We start from the raw sequence: 16,259 nt of genomic DNA on the forward strand, positions 1-16,259 counted from the left end.
CCCCGTCAGCCCCGCCACCGTCACCTCCGCCTCACTTCCCCGTGAGCGAGCCGAAGTCCACGCCGGAGCCGAGCAGCAGGCCCGCGCCGAGCAGCAGCATGGTGGCCGGGACCATGAACGTGGTGATCATCAGCGTGGCCTTGGGGACCGCGCGGGCGGCCTTGCGGCGGGCGTTCTGGGCGTCGGTGCGGCGCATGTCCCTGGCCAGGGAGACGAGGGTGTCCACGATCGGCGCGCCCAGTTCCTCGCCCTGCTGCAACGCCGTCACGAACATCGCCACCTGCTCGGAGTCGTTCCTGCGCCGAAGCTCGGCGAAGGCCTGGCGGCGGCTCATGCCGAGGTCCATCTGGCGCAGGGTGATGCGCAGTTCGTCGGCCCAGGGGCCCTCGTAGCGCGTGGCGACGCGGTCCAGGGCCTGGCGGAAGCCGAGCCCCGCGCTGACCACCACCGCCAGCACGTCCAGGAAGTCCGGCAGCGTGCGCTCGATGACGTCCTTGCGGACCCGGATCGCCGACCAGATGCCGACCTCCGTCCAGAACGCGCCGAAGAGCAGCAGCAGCACGGCCACGAACCACTGGCCGCGGAGGAGGAAGACCAGGAAGCCGACCGCGCCCAGCGCGCCGTAGACCGCCCGGCGGGCCGCGTAGCGGTCGATGGTCAGGCCGCCGGGGTTGCCGGCGAAGTCGATCTTGCGGCGGTACTTGGCGACCAGGCGCGGGCCCATCAGGCGCAGCACGGCGGGGGCGTAGCGCATGCCCATCCGGTCGATGACCGAGCCGACCGCGCCGGTGCGGGTGGCGCCGACCTCCAGGGCGAGGGCGAGGTCGCCGGGGAGCTTGGCGTCCGCGCGGTACATGCGGACGCCGGTGAAGGCGCCCCAGACGGCGAGGCCCGTCAGCAGTGCGAGCAGGAATGCCATCGTGGTCGTCGCCCCCTCACACGTCGATCCGGCTCAGACGCCGGATCAGGACGAAACCGACGGCGTACATCGCGAACGCGATGAGCACGCAGGCCTGGCCGACCGGGGAGCCGGTCATGCGGGCCAGCGCCCCGTCCTTGACCGCGTTCATGAGGAAGAGCGCGCCGACGCCGAGGACGGGGACGGCGTACGACGTCATGGTCACCTGGGAGAGCTGGGTGCGGATCTCACGCCGGGTCTCCTTGCGTTCCTCCAGTGTCTCGGTCAGGTTGCGCAGGGCGCTCACCACCTGGCCGCCCGCCCGGTTGGACAGCACCAAGGTGGTGACCAGGACGACCAGTTCACGGGAGTGGAGACGGTCGGCCAGCTCCCCCAGCGCGTCGTCCAGCGAGTGGCCGATCGCCAGCTGGTCGGCGACCTTGGCCAGTTCCTGACCCGCCGGGGCCTCCAGCTCCTCCGCCGCCATGCCGATCGCGGTGCGCAGGGCGAGGCCGGCCTGGGTGGCGTTGGCCAGGATGCGGGCCAGTTCGGGGAGTTGGTTGATGAACCGCTCGATGCGTTTCTGGCGCTGCCAGTTGAGGAACTGGACCGCCGCCCAGATGCCGAGCAGGCCGGCCAGCGGGCCGAAGAAGGGGGCCAGGGTGGCCTGGCCGATCAGCCACAGCGCGGCGACGGTGGCGAGCAGGTAGACGAAGAACTCGCCCGGCGTGACGTCCAGGCCCGTCGCCGCGAGGCGCAGTTCCAGCCAGCGGCCGAGGCGGGTGCGGCGCAGCCGCCGGTCGAGGTCGCGGAAGCGGCGCCTGCGGCCGGTCGCCGGCGCCTGGCCGGTGTGGGTGAGGCGGTCCACGAGGGTGGCCCGCTGGGCCCGGCCCGAGGCGTAGGCGTGCACGCCGGCCACCGCCAGGACGCAGGTCAGCAGCGTCACGCCGGTGGTGAGCTGGACGAGGGTGTGGAGTCGCATGGGTGGCCTACCTGGCTTCTCGGGTGGCGAGCTGGTCCGCGGAGCGGGCGACTCCGAAGGCCTGGGGGACGGGCTGGCTCGCCATGTAGAGGCGGTCGGCGGTACGGCGCGGCAGCGGGAAGTACCGGAAGGTGCCGTAGACGCGGCCGTCGGGGGTCATGGGCTGGGCGTCGAACCGGGCCACGGTCGCGAGCCGGTACGGCTCCCCGCCGTGGCTGTCGAGGAGCGCGATCTCGGTGATCCGGCGGGCGCCGTCGGCGAACCGGGTGAGCTGGACGAGGACGTCGACGGCGCTGTTGATCTGGTCGTGCAGGGCGACGAAGGGGACCTCCACGTCGGACATGGAGGCGAGGGTCTGGAGCCGGGTCAGCGCGTCCTCGGCGCTGTTCGCGTGCACGGTGGCGAGCGAACCGTCGTGGCCCGTGGACATCGCCTGGAGCATGTCGAGGGACTCGCCGCCGCGGACCTCACCGACCACGATCCGGTCCGGGCGCATGCGGAGGGAGTTGCGGACCAGGTCGCGGATGGTGACCTGGCCCTTGCCCTCCACGTTCGGCGGCCGCGACTCCAGGCGGACCACATGGGTCTGCTGGAGCTGGAGTTCGGCGGAGTCCTCGATGGTGATGATCCGCTCGTGGGAGGGGATCAGCCCGGAGAGCGCGTTGAGAAGGGTGGTCTTCCCGGTGCCCGTGGCGCCGGAGACGATGATGTTGAACTTCGCCTGCACCAGCCCTGCGAGCAGATACACCATGTGCTCGTCGAGCGAGCCGAAGGAGATCAGCTCCTGGAGCGTGAAGGAGCGCGGGAAGCGGCGGATGGTGAGGATGGGGCCGGTCAGCGACAGCGGCGGGATGATGACGTTGACGCGCTCGCCGGAGGGCAGGCGGGCGTCCACCATCGGGTTGGACTCGTCGACCCTGCGGTTCACCGTGGAGACGATCCGCTCGATGGTCTGCATCAGCTGGTCCGCGCTGACGAACCGCAACGGCAGCTGCTCCACGCGTCCGCCCCGCTCGACGAAGATCGCGTCGGGGCCGTTCACCATGATCTCGGTGATCGACGCGTCCTCCAGCAGCGGCTCCAGGATGCCGAGGCCCAGCGCCTCGTCCACCACCCGCCGGATCAGCTGCGAGCGCTCCACGGTCGACAGCACCGGGCCCTCGCGGCTGATGATGTGCCCGAGCACCCGCTCGAGGCGCGCCCGGCGTTCGGCCGCCGCCAGCGAACTCATCTCGGCGAGGTCGATCTCCTCCAGCAGCTTGGCCCGGTAGGAGGCGACCAGGTGCCCGTCCTCGCCCCGGCTGCCGTGCTCCTCCGGAGTGCTGATGCGTGCCCGCAGACTCATGGCTCCTCGCTGTGGTCGAGCGGCATGGTGGCGGACTTGGTGGCATTGCCGAAGTCCCACACGATCTTGGGGATGTGGACGGTGGCGGTGACGGTCACGACGTCGCCTCCCTCGGCTGCGGAACAGTTCACCGTCATCCCGCCGCTCACCGCGTCCGCGCAGGCCTGGCCGTACGACTGCTGCAGGGACGCGGCACGCGCCCCCGCCCTGGCCGCCGTACTGGCCTGCTCGGCGGCATAGGCGACGGCACCGATCTGGATGCCGGCCAGCCCGACGATCAGAAGGATCGGCAGGAACCCGAGGTACTCGATGGCGACTTGGCCCGCGTCCCGCCGTCCGCGTCGGTACGGCATCTCAGCGCTTCACCTCCTCGACGGCGCCGGCGTGGCCGGTCACGTGGGCCGGGAAGTCGATCAGGCCGGGGAAGAGGACGGGAACCCTGAGCCTCACGTCCGCGGTCACATAGCCGGTCTGGTCGCACCCGCTCACCTCGGCACCCCCTCGCCACGCCCCCGGCAGATCCTTCAGCGCCGCCTGCCGGCACACCCCGGACCGCTCCCCCCGCGGCGCCGCCGTCCCCGCCCGCACCCCCTCGTCCGCAGCATTCCCGGCGAGCGTGAAGGCGTACCCCACGAGCACGGCCTGCCACACCAGCACCAGAGTCAGGACGATCAGCGGCGTCATGCCGAGGAACTCGATGCTGACCTGCCCCCGGTCTCCACCCGGCCTTCTCATGGAGCGCTCACTCCTTCCGCCGCCGGAATCCGCCCGGGCCGCGCCCGCTCCCGCGGTGCGTCCCCTCGGGCGCCTTCACCAGCCCCAGCTCTCCCGCGAGCGCCCACAGCGCCTGCTTCACGGTGCTCTTGTTGTCGAGCTCATGGACTCGCCCGGCGTCCACGACGGCCTGAAGTTCCTTGAAATTGGCGGGAACGGCGGTACGCGCGAGTGCCGTGCCGGTGATGCGCTGCACGAGGGCGGGCTGGATCTCCGTGGTGCGCGTGTGCCGGTTGACGACCACCGTCGTCTCCTCGGCCTTGCGGATCTGCAGCCGGTCCCACATCCGTACCGTCCGCTTGGCGCCGCGTACGGCGACGACGTCCGGAGTGGTGACGAGGAGCGCGATGTCGGCCATCTCGACCACGGCGGCGCCCGCACCGCTCAGCTGGGCACCGCAGTCGACGACGACCACCTCGTAGCGGGAGCGCAGCGCGCCGACGATCTGGCGGGCGGCACGGTCGGTCACCTCCTCGCCGCGTTCGCCCTCCGCGGGGGCGAGGAGCAGGGCGAGGCCGGTGTCGTGGCGGAAGACGGCGTCGGCGAGGACACGGGGCGAGATGTCGGAGATGGCGGCGAGGTCGACGACGGACCGCCGGAACTGGATGTCCAGGTAGGAGGCGATGTCGCCGGTCTGCAGGTCGAGGTCGACCAGGGCGGCGGGGCGGCCGGAGGCCTGCGCGGCGAGGGCGAGCTGAACGGCCGCCAGTGTCGTGCCCACGCCCCCCTTGGCGCCGCTGACCGTGACGACCGTACCGCCGGCTCCGCCGAACACGTCCGCGCCATGGCCGAGATGCCGCCGCACCCCCGTCGACCACTGGGCGACCGCCTGGACGCGGCTGGCGAGTTCCTCGTACGACAGCGGGAGCGCGACCAGGCCGCGGGCGCCGGAGTCCATGGCGGCGGAGAACAGGCCCGGGCTCGCGTCGGTGGTGACGAGGATGACGCCGACCGCGGGGAAGCGCAGGGCGACCTCGCGGATCAGCTCCAGGGCGGGCACGGGACCGATCCGCTCATGGACGACGACCACTTCCGGCAGTTCGTCCACGGACTCCGCGGCCAGGCGCGCGAGGGTGTCGACCAGCTGGGTGGAGTCGCCGACGGGCGGCTGTGGCTCGGCGTCGGGGAGCTGGCTGAGCAGGGTGACGAGGGAGCGGACCGCGTCGGGGTCCGCGCCGGCCGGGAGGATCCTGGTGGGCATGCGGGCCGCCTCTCACTTGTCCGTCGCGAGTTCGTAGGTGCGGTCCTTGTCCGGGACGCTGGTCTCACTGCCGGGTGCGACCAGCGCGAGCCGGACGCGCTGGGCGAAGGACTCGGCGTAGGTGATGCGCTGGGCGTCGAGGGTGGACAGCGCGAAGGTGATGGGGACGGCCTCGCCGGGCTGCTGCTGACTCTTGCTCTGGTCCGGGTCGAGGGCGGTGATCTGGCCGACGTCGAGGACCCGGGCGTCGGTGACGATGATCTTCGACTGGTCCGGGTCGCCCTCCTTCTTTCCGGCGAAGGTGGCGTACACGTTGACGTGCGATCCCGGGGTGATCTTCCCCGCCACACCGGTCGCCGCGTCGATCATGATGGCGACCTCCTGCTGTCCGGGCTGCAGGGCGGGCTGGTCGACGATCATGTCGGTCTGGAGCAGGGAGCCGGCGCGCAGGGTGGTCACCGCGATCTTGCCCTGGATCTGCCGGAGGTCGGTGACGGCGTTGCCGGACAGCCACCGCTTGGGCATCTTGACCTGTTCGAACTGGCTGCCGCTCAGCGCGGTGTACGGCTTCACGTCGGACCGGACCTGGTAGGCGGTGACCTCGGGGCCGACCTTGGAATCGACGTCGTGGACGACGGAGAGCACGCCGGCGAACGCGCCGAGAGCGCACAGGACCGAGAGGATCAGGAGTATCACGCCGCGGCGCTGACGGGAGTTCATGAACCGTGCAACCTCATTGGGGGAATCGGTCGAGCGGGATGCGGACGGGTGGGGCCGGTCAGGCGGGCGTGCGCTGTTCCAGGGCGCGGGGCGCGGCGGGTTCGGGGGCGGGCGGGGCGGCGGAGCAGAAGACGCAGCGGTCGCCGATGACGTCGAGTCCGCACCAGTGGCAGCTGGACTGCCGCACCGAGGTGACGAGTTGATACAGAACGGACAGGTCGGCGAGATAGCTGCAGAACTCGGTCGTCCGGCCGGTTCCCCACCACTCCGCGGACTCGGCGGGCAGCGGGACCTCGCGCAGCCCGTGCACGCTCCACTGCCCCGCGAGCCCGGCGACCCACTCCCCCTGGGCCTGCTGTCCTTTCGCGACGAGCATCCAGGTGTTGAACTCGGGCCCCTTGAGGGTGACGCCCGGCCCCGTGCGCACGAGCTGCGGCTCGGGGTGCGCGAGCACGGCGAACTGGCTGCCGGGCACCCAGGACTTGGCGTGCGCCTTCAGCGAGACCGGCACCCGGTCCAGCCTGGCGACGGAGCCGAGCACGGCCCCGGCGTGGATGTAGTGGGTGAGCAGCCGCCCGGCGGAGGCGAGCACGCCGGGGCTCAGATCGCAGGAGGCGAGCTGGCGCAGCTGCCGGGCGAGCACGGCGATGCCCAGCGGGGGCAGCTCGGGCGGCCGGAAGAGGGCGATGCGGTCGCTCTCCAGCAGGGAGCGCAGGGTGTGGAGCCGGCGCACGACGGGCTCGGGCGTGGCGGTCGAGCAGACGACGATCACGTATCCGTACTGGTCGGTGAGCGCGTGCAGTTCGGTGAGCGCGTGCTCCAGCGGCCGCTGGTCGAGGCCGCTCAGCACGACGGCCGGTACGGTCCGTTCGTCCTGTGCCGGCAGTGCCATGTCGGCACTGGTCACGGCAATGGCAGTTGGCACGCGCAGCTCCCCGCTCTTCACACCCGCCGGCCCACGAAGGTCACTCCCGTGCGCCAGGACGACTTCACTGCGTGACTACGTGAGCACTGTATCCATGGCCGAATGACCGGAGAACAGCGTTTGTGAAGCTCGCGTGGAACTCGCCCGGCACAAGTCCCGCCAAATCCGGACAGGTTGAGCCGTGAACCGGAAACACATTTGGTCTGGACCTCTTGACACCCGGATTGGTCTGGACCAACTTGTAGGCCGACGGTGGCCACCGCTTCTCCCCCTCCCCGCCAAGGCTCCCTCTCCGAACTCCACTTCCCCACCGGAGGCCCCAGTGGACCATGCACCAGGCATACCCAGACCGCGCGGACGGCGAATCACCCTGTGGTCCGCGGCCACGGCCCTGGCCCTCTCCGTCGCGGGCCTCACCGCCGCCGCCGGCCCCGCCTCCGCGGCGGACGTCAACAACGTCAAGAACGCGGGCTTCGAGTCGGGCCTCGCCAACTGGACGTGCACGGCGGGCAGCGGCACGACCGTCTCCTCCCCGGTGCACGGCGGAACCGCGGCCCTGAAGGCGACCCCGGCCGGCCAGGACAACGCCCAGTGCACCCAGACGGTCGCGGTCAAGCCCAACTCGACGTACACGCTCAGCGCGTGGGTCCAGGGCGGCTACTCCTACCTGGGCGTGACGGGCACGGGCACGACGGACGTCTCGACGTGGACCCCCGACACCTCGTCCTGGAAGCAGCTGTCGACCACCTTCACCACCGGCGCGTCGACGACGTCCGTCACGGTCTACACGCACGGCTGGTACGGCCAGGCGGCCTACTACGCCGACGACGTCTCGGTCTACGGCCCCGACGGCGGCGGAGGCGGCGACCCGGCCCCCACGGTCCCGGCCACGCCGTCCGGCCTGGCCGTCTCCGGCACGACGTCCTCGTCCGTCTCCCTGTCCTGGTCGACCGTGTCGGGCGCGACGGGCTACAACGTGTACGAGAACGGCACGAAGGTGACCTCCGTGGCGGGCACGTCGGCGACCGTGACGGGGCTGTCGGCGTCCACGTCGTACACCTTCCAGGTGACGGCGACGAACGCGGCGGGCGAGTCGGCGAAGTCGGCGTCGGTGACGGGCACGACGGCATCCGGCGGCAGCAGTGGCGGCGGCGGTGGCTCCCTGCCCAAGCACGCGGTGACCGGCTACTGGCAGAACTTCAACAACGGCGCGACGGTCCAGAAGCTGTCCGACGTCCCGTCGTCGTACGACATCATCGCGGTGGCCTTCGCCGACGCCACCTCGACGCCGGGAGCGGTGACCTTCAACCTGGACTCCTCCGGCCTCGGCGGCTACACGGTGGACCAGTTCAAGGCGGACATCAAGGCGAAGCAGGCGGCCGGGAAGAAGGTCGTCATCTCGATCGGCGGCCAGAACGGCACGGTGTCGATCAGCGACTCGGCCTCGGCGACGAACTTCGCCAACTCGGTCTACTCGCTGATGCAGACGTACGGCTTCGACGGCGTCGACATCGACCTGGAGAACGGCCTCAACGCCACGTACATGACGCAGGCGCTGCGGTCCCTCTCGGCCAAGGCGGGCTCGTCCCTGATCATCACGATGGCCCCGCAGACGATCGACATGCAGTCGACGTCCAACTCCTACTTCCAGACCGCGTTGAACGTGAAGGACATCCTCACGGTCGTCAACATGCAGTACTACAACAGCGGTTCCATGCTGGGCTGCGACGGCAAGGTCTACAGCCAGGGCTCGGTCGACTTCCTCACCGCCCTCGCCTGCATCCAGCTCCAGGGCGGCCTCGCCCCGTCCCAGGTCGGACTCGGTCTCCCGGCCTCCACGAGCGCGGCGGGCAGCGGTTACGTGTCCCCCACGGTGGTCGACAACGCCCTGGACTGCCTGACGGCCGGCACCAACTGCGGCTCCTTCAAGCCCTCCAGGACCTACCCGGACCTGCGGGGTGCGATGACCTGGTCGACGAACTGGGACGCGTCGGCGGGGAACGCGTGGTCCAACGCGGTGGGGGCGCATGTGCACGCGCTGCCGTGACCTGACACCCACCTGATGAGGTGACGACGCCCGGGCCTGCGCCGGCCCGGGCGTCGTCGTCGTGCGACTCCGACACATGACCGAATACGGGGGCGGAACCGGCTCGACTGAGCGAATTCCGAGGTCGAAGCTGCATGACTACGTGGACGCAACCGACGCGGACCAGGGGGAGACGACCGGGCCGGACGAAGCCGAGGGCACCTCTTTGCCCGAGCATGCGGCACCCTTGACCGACGCCTCGGACGCCGCCGCACGCAGGCGCCGCGCGTGCGCCGTGCTGCTGGGCGAGTTCCGTCGTACGCCGGTGCTGGTGCCGACGGACGCGGACGACGACGCGCCGCTGGCGGCCGACTACGGCGGCATCCGCTGGATCTACGCCTTCTCGAACGAGTCGGCGCCGGCTCGTTTCGCGCCGGCGCGGGGTGAGGGCGAGCGCGAGTGGCCGTACCAGCGGTGGCTGGGTGCGCGGTTGCTGGACGCGGGGGTACCCGCTGTGGGGGCCGTGCGGGGTGGCCCTGGAGGTGGGCAGCGAGGGTGAGGGGGTGCTGTTCCGAGGCGGACGTCGAGAAGATGAGCTGGGGCCACTGGGCGCACAGCACCGCCGACGCCTGCCGCCCCGCCTACAGCGAGAAGTCCTTCGGCAAGGCCCTGCAGAGCAGTGAGCAGAGCCTGAAGAACGCGGGGCACGAGGTGATGACCGCCCCGATAGGGCCGCTGGCGCCCCTGGGCGTGGGTCCGAGCGCTAAGGCGTTCGAGGTTCACAGCCGCTGGCTTGAGCACACATCAACAGACTGATCCTTCGCACTGCCCGCACGTCATGGGCGCGAGAAGCGGTTCTCTCGGCCATAGCAGAGATGCACAGGCCCGGGACGGTCTGGAGAGGGCGCGGCTCGCTTGGCCCAGACCTCCAACTGGTCCAGGTCCGTGCAAGCCTGGATCCGCTCACGGACGGAATCGGGCACGGGCAACTTCCGCCACTCGCGGCCTTCCTCGCGTACCTGTTCGGCCAGCGGGTGTCGCCAGAAGTACTGGATCGCCGTCATCAAATCCCTTCACATCCGCTTCGCCTGGGGGTCGGCCAGGCAGGAGTCGACGAACGGCACGAACACTGCGGCACTGTCGGGGTCGATGGTCCGCAGGGCGGCGGCCAGGGATTCCAGTACTCCCTTCGAACTGGACTCGTTCGCCGGCGCCGACAGCGCCATGGTGTACGCGGGCAAGGAGCGGTGAGGCGCACCATGACCACCCCCTCCATATGGCGGAAGTCGTCCCACTCAGGCGGCGGCGAGGGCAACGCCTGCGTGGAAGCAGCCAACCGTCACACCCACACAGCCGTCCGCGACTCGAAGACCCCGGCCAGAGCCACCCTCGCCTTCCCGGCGACCGCCTTCGCCCCCTTCATCGAAGCCCTGAAGAGCTCCGGTAGGTTGTGAACGACAACCTATGCGGACTTCTCCCCTGTGGACTCCGACCCTGCGGCCTCGTGACCGTTGGCCTCGTCCTCGCCGGGCTCGGCTCCGGCGCGCTCGTCCTCGAAGTACGCGTCCAGCACCGCGTCCAGCTGCTCGTCCCACTCCTGGAAGCGGGCCCTGGCCGCCGCCTCGATCTCGATCGGGTACCAGCGGCGGTCCGGGGTGTGCACGGTGATCGTGTAGCGCTTGCCGAAGCGGGGGGTCTCCGTCTCGACCGCGGCGATCTCGTCCCAGCGGAACTCGCAGGACTCCTCGTCCAGGCGGAGGCGGACGCCCTTGCGGTCGGCCACGATCTTCGCGCGGCGGTCGGCGGCCTCGAAGACCGGGCCCCCGGCCTCTTCTTCCTCGGCCTCCGCGGATTCCGGGACGGCGTCCGCCGGCTCCGGCGCCGTCGACGACTGCGCCGCCTCCGGTTCCGCGTCCGCCGGCTCGTCCGGCTTCGCCGGCGCCGGGACCGCGATGCCGGGGATGAACGCCGGGTCGAAACCGGCGCCCGTCACGGGCTCGGCCTTCAACGGCTCGGCCTCGGACGGCTTGCTGCTCGCTCCTATGCGCTGCTCCACGGCGGCAGTATGGACGACTTCCCTGTGCCGGAACCAGTCAGCCCGCTCATCCCCTGTTTCACTCAGGTCACGTTCACACGAACACGCTCACCGCCGCCGCCACCGCGAACCCGGCGACCGACAGCACCGATTCCAGGACCGTCCACGTCTTCAGCGTGTCCCGTTCGCTGATGCCGAAGTACTTGGCGACCATCCAGAAGCCGCCGTCGTTGACGTGCGAGGCGAAGATGGAGCCGGCCGAGATGGCCATGATGACCAGGGCCACGAAGGCCTGGGAGTGGTGGCCCTCGGTCAGCAGCGGGGCCACGATGCCCGCCGTCGTCACGATCGCCACCGTCGCGGAGCCCTGGGCCACCCGCAGCACCAGAGAGATCAGGTACGACAGGACGATCACCGGCAGTCCCACGCCGTGGAAGGTGTCCGACAGGGCCTGGGCCACGCCGCTCGCCTTCAGTACGGCGCCGAAGACCCCGCCCGCGCCGACCACCAGCAGGATGTTGCCGACGGGCTTGAGCGAGGAAGTCGACACCGCCTCCAGGGACTTGCGGGACCAGCCGCGGCGGATGCCGAGCAGGTAGTAGGCCAGCAGCAGGGCGAGGGTGAGGGCGACGAACGGGCTGCCGAAGAACTCCAGGACCGAGCGGGCCGGGGACGGGTCGAGGGCGATCGAGGAGAAGGTGGCCGCGAGGATGAGGACCAGCGGTGTGCCGATGATGGCCAGGACCGTGACGAGCGGGACCGGGCGCTCCTGGGGCTCCACTCCCTGGGCGCGCTGTTCGGCCACGACCGCCCGCTTCGCCTCCTCCGCCGCCTCGACCATGTCCTGCGGTACGGCGACGAAGATCCGCTTCCCGATCCAGGCGGAGAACGCCCAGGCGGCCAGTACGGCCGGGATGCCACAGACGACGCCCATCAGGATGACCCAGCCGAGCTGGACGTGCAGCAGGCCCGCGGCGGCCACGGGGCCGGGGTGCGGAGGCAGGAAGGCGTGGGTCATGGACAGGCCGGCCAGGAGCGGGAGGCAGTACAGGAGGATCGACTTGCCGCCGCGCTTCGCCGCCGCGTAGACGAGCGGGGCCAGGACGAAGATGCCGACGTCGAAGAAGACCGGGATGCCGAAGATCAGACCGGTCAGGCCCATCGCGAGGGGCGCGCGCTCCTGGCCGAACAGGCCCAGCAGGCGGGCCGCCAGTACCTCCGCACCGCCGCTGACCTCCAGGATCGCGCCGAGCATCGTGCCGAGGCCGATGATGATGGCGACGTGGCCGAGGATGCCGCCCATGCCGGACTCGATGGTGGAGACGGCGTCGGAGCGCTGGACGGTGCCGAAGAGTTCGGTGACGGAGAGACCGGCCAGCAGGCCGACGGCTATGGAGACGGCGAGGAGGGCCACGAAGGGCTGCAGCCGGACCCTGATGATCAGGAAGAGCAGCAGGGCGATGCCGAGGGCGGCGACCGTGAGGAGGCCGGGGGTGCCGTCGAGGAGGAGGAGCAGGCCGCCGGTGTGGGGTGGGGTGGCCGGCGCGGTCGCGGCCAGGGAGGGGGTGGGCATACGGGGGTCCTCTGGGTAAGTACATGGTGCTTTCGGGCAGGGGGGATCGCGGCACGGCGGCCCGGGAGTGGGAGCCGCCGCGCCGTGGGGGCGGTGCGGGAGGTGAGGGGACGTCAGCTCAGGACGGCGAGCGCGTCGATCTCGATGAGGAGGCCGGCCGGGAGACCGACGTAGACCGTGGTCCGGGCGGCGGGCGGCTGGGTGAGGCCCTGCTCCTCGAAGTAGGCGTTGTAGATCTCGTTCATCTCGGCGAAGTGGTCCACGTCCGTCAGATAGACGCGGATCATCATCACGTCGTCCCAGCTCGCGCCGCCCTCTTCGAGGATCGCCCTGACGTTGGCGAGAGTCTGCAGGGTCTGCTCGCGCAGGGTGGGACCGGCCGGCGTGGGCGGTTTGCCCTCCTCGGCGGGCAGGAAGCCGACCTGGCCGGCGACCTGGAGGATGTTGCCCTTCTTCACGCCGTGCGAGAACTTCGCCGGCGGGGTGGTGTGGGTCCTGGGGGTGAGGGCGATCTTCTCGGTCATAGGGGTCCTTGTCGGTCAGGGTCGGTCGTGCGGGTCCCTCGTGGGGTCCGTCACGGGCGTTCTTCCGGAGTACTCGCCGCTGATCGCGTCCGCGGTACGGCGGACCTGCGGGAGCAGGGTGAGGAGTTCCTCGGCGGTGACGACCACGTTCGGGGCGGACACCGACATCGCGGCGACCACGCGGCCGTCGGCGCCGCGGACGGGGGCGGCGACGCAGTTGATGGACTCCTCGTGGCCACCGAGGTCGGTGGCCCAGCCCTGTTCGCGTACCGTGGCGAGTTCCTTGAGGAAGGCCTCGGCGCCGGCGGTCGAACGGGCCGTGTACAGGGGGTAGTCGAGCTTGTCCGCGAGGGCGCGGCGCTCGGGTTCGGGCAGGTCGGCGAGGAGGAGTTTGGCGACGGCGGCGACCGTGATGGCGACCGGCTTGCCGATCCGCGAGTACATGCGGACCGGGTAGCGGCTGTCCACCTTGTCGATGTAGAGGACCTCGCCCTCCTCGTACACGGCGAGGTGCACGGTGTGGCCGCAGGCCTCGTTGAGCCGTACCAGGTGGGGGTGGGCGATCTCGCGGATGTCGAGATTCTCCATCGCCTCCTGGGCGAGGGCGAAGAGGCGGGCGCCGAGGCGGTAGCGCTGGTCGGACTGGCGGTAGACCAGGCCGTGCTCGTGCAGGGTGCGCAGGAGCCGGAGCGCGGTGGACTTGTGCACGCCCAGCCGGTCGGCGACCTGGCCGAGGTCGGCGGGGCCCTCGGCCAGCAGCGGCAGGATGCTCAGGGCGCGGTCGACGGTCTGACTCATGGGGGGTTCGCCTCCTCGGTGGCCCGCTCGGCCTGCGTCCAGCCGGGGGCGAGTCGAAGTCTCCCCCATGCGGTGTCGTCCAGGGCGGTCAGGCGGTCGGCGTGGTCCCGGGTGGGAGGCGTGGCCAGGTCGCCGGGGGTGGTGAGGGCCGCGGCGGCGAAGAGGTGGCCGAGCCGGAGGCGGTCCCGCAGGGGCAGCCGGCGGAGGGTGCCGGAGAGGAAGCCGGCGGCGAAGGCGTCACCGGCGCCGGTGGTGGCCACGACCTCCACATGGAGGGCGGGTTGCGACACGGCACGACCGTTCCGGAACGCCGTTGCCCCCTTCTCGCCCTGTTTCACCACCAGTACCGCCGGCTCCGGAAGGGCCGCCCGGACGGCCGCCGGGCCGCCCGTGACGCCCCAGGCCTGCGCCGCCTCGTCCTCGCCCACGAAGACCAGGTCCGCCCGGCGGGCCAGGTCCAGCAGCACGAGTGGTCCTCCGGGGGTGTGCCACAGGGCCGGGCGGTGGTTGACGTCGAAGGAGAGGAGAGGGCGTCCCGGACGCGGTGCGGTCAGGGTGCCGGTCAGGGCGCGGCAGTCGTCGGACAGGGCCGCCGTGATGCCGGTCAGGTGCAGGACGCGGGCAGCCCGTACCGCCGCCGGGTCCACGTTCCGCACGGACATGGCGGAGGCCGCCGAACCCGCCCGGTAGTACGCCACCTCGTGGGCGCCCGTGCCCCGCTCGCCGGCGGTGCGGAAGTAGACGCCGGTCGGGCGGGCCGGGTCCCGGGACACGGACGAGACGTCGACGCCGTATCCCGCGATCCGCTCGATCAGATGCTGCCCGAACCCGTCCGCCCCCACCCGGCTCACCCACCGCGCGCTGTGTCCGGCGGCGGCCAGCACGCAGGCCACGTTGGACTCGGCGCCGCCGATCGCGCGGTCGAAGGAGGGCACGTCCGCGAGGCGGCCCGGCCGGCTGGGCAGGAAGGTGACCATGGACTCGCCGAGCGCGACCACGTCCACGACGTCCATGGCCGCACCCTTCACGGCGTAAGCAGCGTCGTTGATGATGACTCCTGTCCGATGTCCGGGTCACGGCTCCGTTGACCCGATGTCGGCGAGATGCTAGACACCATTCAGCAACCCGTGCAATACCCGTTGCAGAGGATGCAACGGCGAGAGAGGGGCTCCATGAGCAGCGAAGCGCTCGCCCGGCTGGCCGAGGAACGCGTCGACCACCGCTTCAAGGGCCTCCCGCCGAACGCCGACGGCCTCACCGTGGGCGAGCTGGCCGCCCAGCGCCGCAACCTCTTCGCCGCGTCCGACGGCTTCACCTCGCCCGTCCTCGCGCTGTCCGCCGAGCGCCTGGAGCACAACCTGGCGCTCATGGAGACGTACACCGCCCGGCACGGGCTTGCCTTCGCCCCGCACGGCAAGACCTCCATGGCACCGCAGCTCTTCCACCGACAGATCGGGCACGGCGCGTGGGGCATCACTCTGGCGGTGCCCCACCAGGCGCGTGTCGCCCGGGCGTTCGGGATCCAGCGGATCTTCCTCGCCAACGAGGTCGTGGACGCCTCCGCGCTGCGGTGGATCGCCGGGGAGCTCGCCGCCGATCCCGGGTTCCGGTTCGTCTGCTACGTCGACTCCGTGCCCGGTGTCGAGCTGATGGACGCCGCGCTCAGGGGCTCCGCCCGGCCCGTGGACGTCGTGGTCGAGCTCGGTGCGGGCGACGGGGCCCGTACCGGCGTGCGGACGGAGGCGGACGCCCGGGCCGTCGCCGATGCCGTGGCGCGCACCGGGACGCTGCGGCTCGTCGGCGTCGCGGGGTACGAGGGCGAGGTGCCGCAGGCCGATCCGGAGCGGGTGCGGTCGTATCTGCGGCGGCTGGTGGCGCTCGCCGCCGGGCTCGACAGGGCCGGTCGCCTGAAGGACGCGGAGGAGATCGTGGTGAGCGCGGGCGGCAGCGCCTGGTTCGACGCGGTGGCCGACGTGTTCGCGGAGATTCCCGAGCTCTCCGCGCCCGTGCTGAAGCTGCTGCGCTCGGGGGCGTACGTCTCGCACGACGACGGGCACTACCGCAGGCTGACCCCCTTCACCCGGGTTCCGCGGGAAGGCGCGCTGGAGCCCGCCTTCCGGCTGTGGGCGCAGGTGGTCTCGCGGCCCACGCCCGAGCAGGCCTTCGCCAACGCGGGCAAGCGCGACGCGGCCTACGACCTGGACCTGCCCACCGCCCAGGTGGTACGCCGCAGCGGTGTGGAGCGTCCGGCCGACGGCATCACCGTGACCGGGCTGTCCGACCAGCACGCCTGGCTGCGCACCGACGCCGGCGCGGACCTGGAGGTCGGTGACTGGATCGGCCTCGGTCTGTCCCACCCGTGCACGTCGTTCGACAAGTGGCAGCTGATCCCGGTGGCCGAGGCCGACGGGACGGTCGTCGACTACGTCCGTACGTTCTTCTAGGGGCCGGTGAAAGG

The 16,259-nt window shown here is 71.3% G+C and carries 16 protein-coding genes and 2 pseudogenes; 4 read left to right on the forward strand and 14 right to left on the reverse strand.

The features are described from left to right. Positions 1 to 31 precede the first annotated feature (31 nt). Genes AB0L59_RS05910 through AB0L59_RS05945 form a run of 8 tightly spaced genes read right to left on the reverse strand, consistent with a single transcriptional unit; the run spans position 32 to position 6,812 of the window. Complete coding sequence (locus AB0L59_RS05910) at positions 32 to 919, reverse strand: DUF5936 domain-containing protein (RefSeq protein WP_365579703.1); 888 nt, start codon at positions 917 to 919, stop codon at positions 32 to 34. Positions 920 to 935: 16 nt separating this feature from the next. Then, positions 936 to 1,880, reverse strand: coding sequence for a type II secretion system F family protein (locus AB0L59_RS05915; protein ID WP_365579706.1), 945 nt, complete (start codon positions 1,878 to 1,880; stop codon positions 936 to 938). A gap of 7 nt (positions 1,881 to 1,887) precedes the next feature. Further along, positions 1,888 to 3,225 (reverse strand): CpaF family protein, encoded by a 1,338-nt coding sequence (locus AB0L59_RS05920; RefSeq protein ID WP_365579709.1) that lies wholly within the window; start codon positions 3,223 to 3,225, stop codon positions 1,888 to 1,890. Continuing rightward, positions 3,222 to 3,578: a TadE/TadG family type IV pilus assembly protein gene (locus tag AB0L59_RS05925; protein ID WP_365579711.1), complete on the reverse strand. Its 357-nt coding sequence runs from the start codon at positions 3,576 to 3,578 to the stop codon at positions 3,222 to 3,224. Before AB0L59_RS05925 ends, AB0L59_RS05920 begins: the two co-directional genes overlap by 4 nt. Position 3,579: 1 nt before the next feature. Further along, positions 3,580 to 3,960, reverse strand: coding sequence for a TadE family protein (locus AB0L59_RS05930; RefSeq protein ID WP_365579714.1), 381 nt, complete (start codon positions 3,958 to 3,960; stop codon positions 3,580 to 3,582). Positions 3,961 to 3,967: 7 nt separating this feature from the next. After that, positions 3,968 to 5,200, reverse strand: coding sequence for a P-loop NTPase (locus AB0L59_RS05935; protein WP_365579717.1), 1,233 nt, complete (start codon positions 5,198 to 5,200; stop codon positions 3,968 to 3,970). 12 nt (positions 5,201 to 5,212) lie between these two features. Then, positions 5,213 to 5,920 (reverse strand): Flp pilus assembly protein CpaB, encoded by a 708-nt coding sequence (gene cpaB, locus AB0L59_RS05940; protein ID WP_365579719.1) that lies wholly within the window; start codon positions 5,918 to 5,920, stop codon positions 5,213 to 5,215. Positions 5,921 to 5,978: 58 nt separating this feature from the next. Beyond that, on the reverse strand, positions 5,979 to 6,812 hold the full coding sequence (locus tag AB0L59_RS05945) for a hypothetical protein (RefSeq protein WP_365580933.1): 834 nt from the start codon (positions 6,810 to 6,812) through the stop codon (positions 5,979 to 5,981). Positions 6,813 to 7,167: 355 nt separating this feature from the next. Here AB0L59_RS05945 and AB0L59_RS05950 point away from each other — a divergent pair, with 355 nt between their 5' ends. Both AB0L59_RS05950 and AB0L59_RS05955 read left to right on the forward strand, forming a co-directional pair. Further along, on the forward strand, positions 7,168 to 8,892 hold the full coding sequence (locus tag AB0L59_RS05950; protein WP_365579722.1) for a glycoside hydrolase family 18 protein: 1,725 nt from the start codon (positions 7,168 to 7,170) through the stop codon (positions 8,890 to 8,892). A gap of 76 nt (positions 8,893 to 8,968) precedes the next feature. Further along, a pseudogene (locus tag AB0L59_RS05955) lies at positions 8,969 to 9,554 on the forward strand (hypothetical protein). Between the two features lie 153 nt (positions 9,555 to 9,707). Here the strand turns inward: AB0L59_RS05955 and AB0L59_RS05960 are convergent. After that, positions 9,708 to 10,055 (reverse strand): annotated as a pseudogene (locus AB0L59_RS05960) (hypothetical protein); the annotation flags it as partial. A 75-nt stretch (positions 10,056 to 10,130) separates the two neighbouring features. Between AB0L59_RS05960 and AB0L59_RS05965 the strand changes: the two are divergent. Continuing rightward, on the forward strand, positions 10,131 to 10,325 hold the full coding sequence (locus tag AB0L59_RS05965; RefSeq protein WP_365579724.1) for a DUF397 domain-containing protein: 195 nt from the start codon (positions 10,131 to 10,133) through the stop codon (positions 10,323 to 10,325). A gap of 8 nt (positions 10,326 to 10,333) precedes the next feature. Here the strand turns inward: AB0L59_RS05965 and AB0L59_RS05970 are convergent, their stop codons facing one another. The 5 genes from AB0L59_RS05970 to AB0L59_RS05990 all read right to left on the reverse strand — a co-directional run bounded on the left by AB0L59_RS05970 (position 10,334) and on the right by AB0L59_RS05990 (position 14,814). Beyond that, entirely contained in the window at positions 10,334 to 10,927 is a 594-nt protein-coding gene (locus AB0L59_RS05970; protein WP_365579727.1) for a hypothetical protein, read from the reverse strand. Positions 10,928 to 11,000: 73 nt separating this feature from the next. Further along, a complete protein-coding gene (locus tag AB0L59_RS05975; protein ID WP_365579729.1) occupies positions 11,001 to 12,479 on the reverse strand; it encodes a gluconate:H+ symporter in 1,479 nt (492 codons plus the stop codon). Positions 12,480 to 12,592: 113 nt separating this feature from the next. Beyond that, positions 12,593 to 13,003, reverse strand: coding sequence for a RidA family protein (locus tag AB0L59_RS05980; protein ID WP_365579732.1), 411 nt, complete (start codon positions 13,001 to 13,003; stop codon positions 12,593 to 12,595). Positions 13,004 to 13,018: 15 nt separating this feature from the next. Further along, positions 13,019 to 13,801 carry an IclR family transcriptional regulator gene (locus AB0L59_RS05985; RefSeq protein ID WP_365579734.1) on the reverse strand — a complete coding sequence of 261 codons (783 nt, stop codon included), beginning with the start codon at positions 13,799 to 13,801 and terminating at the stop codon, positions 13,019 to 13,021. Continuing rightward, positions 13,798 to 14,814, reverse strand: coding sequence for a sugar kinase (locus AB0L59_RS05990; protein ID WP_365579736.1), 1,017 nt, complete (start codon positions 14,812 to 14,814; stop codon positions 13,798 to 13,800). Before AB0L59_RS05990 ends, AB0L59_RS05985 begins: the two co-directional genes overlap by 4 nt. A 159-nt stretch (positions 14,815 to 14,973) precedes the next feature. Between AB0L59_RS05990 and AB0L59_RS05995 the strand changes: the two genes are divergently transcribed. Next, entirely contained in the window at positions 14,974 to 16,245 is a 1,272-nt protein-coding gene (locus tag AB0L59_RS05995) for an amino acid deaminase (protein WP_365579739.1), read from the forward strand. Positions 16,246 to 16,259 lie beyond the last annotated feature (14 nt).

Source organism: Streptomyces sp. NPDC052109 (genome assembly GCF_040680195.1).
Classification (GTDB): domain Bacteria; phylum Actinomycetota; class Actinomycetes; order Streptomycetales; family Streptomycetaceae; genus Streptomyces.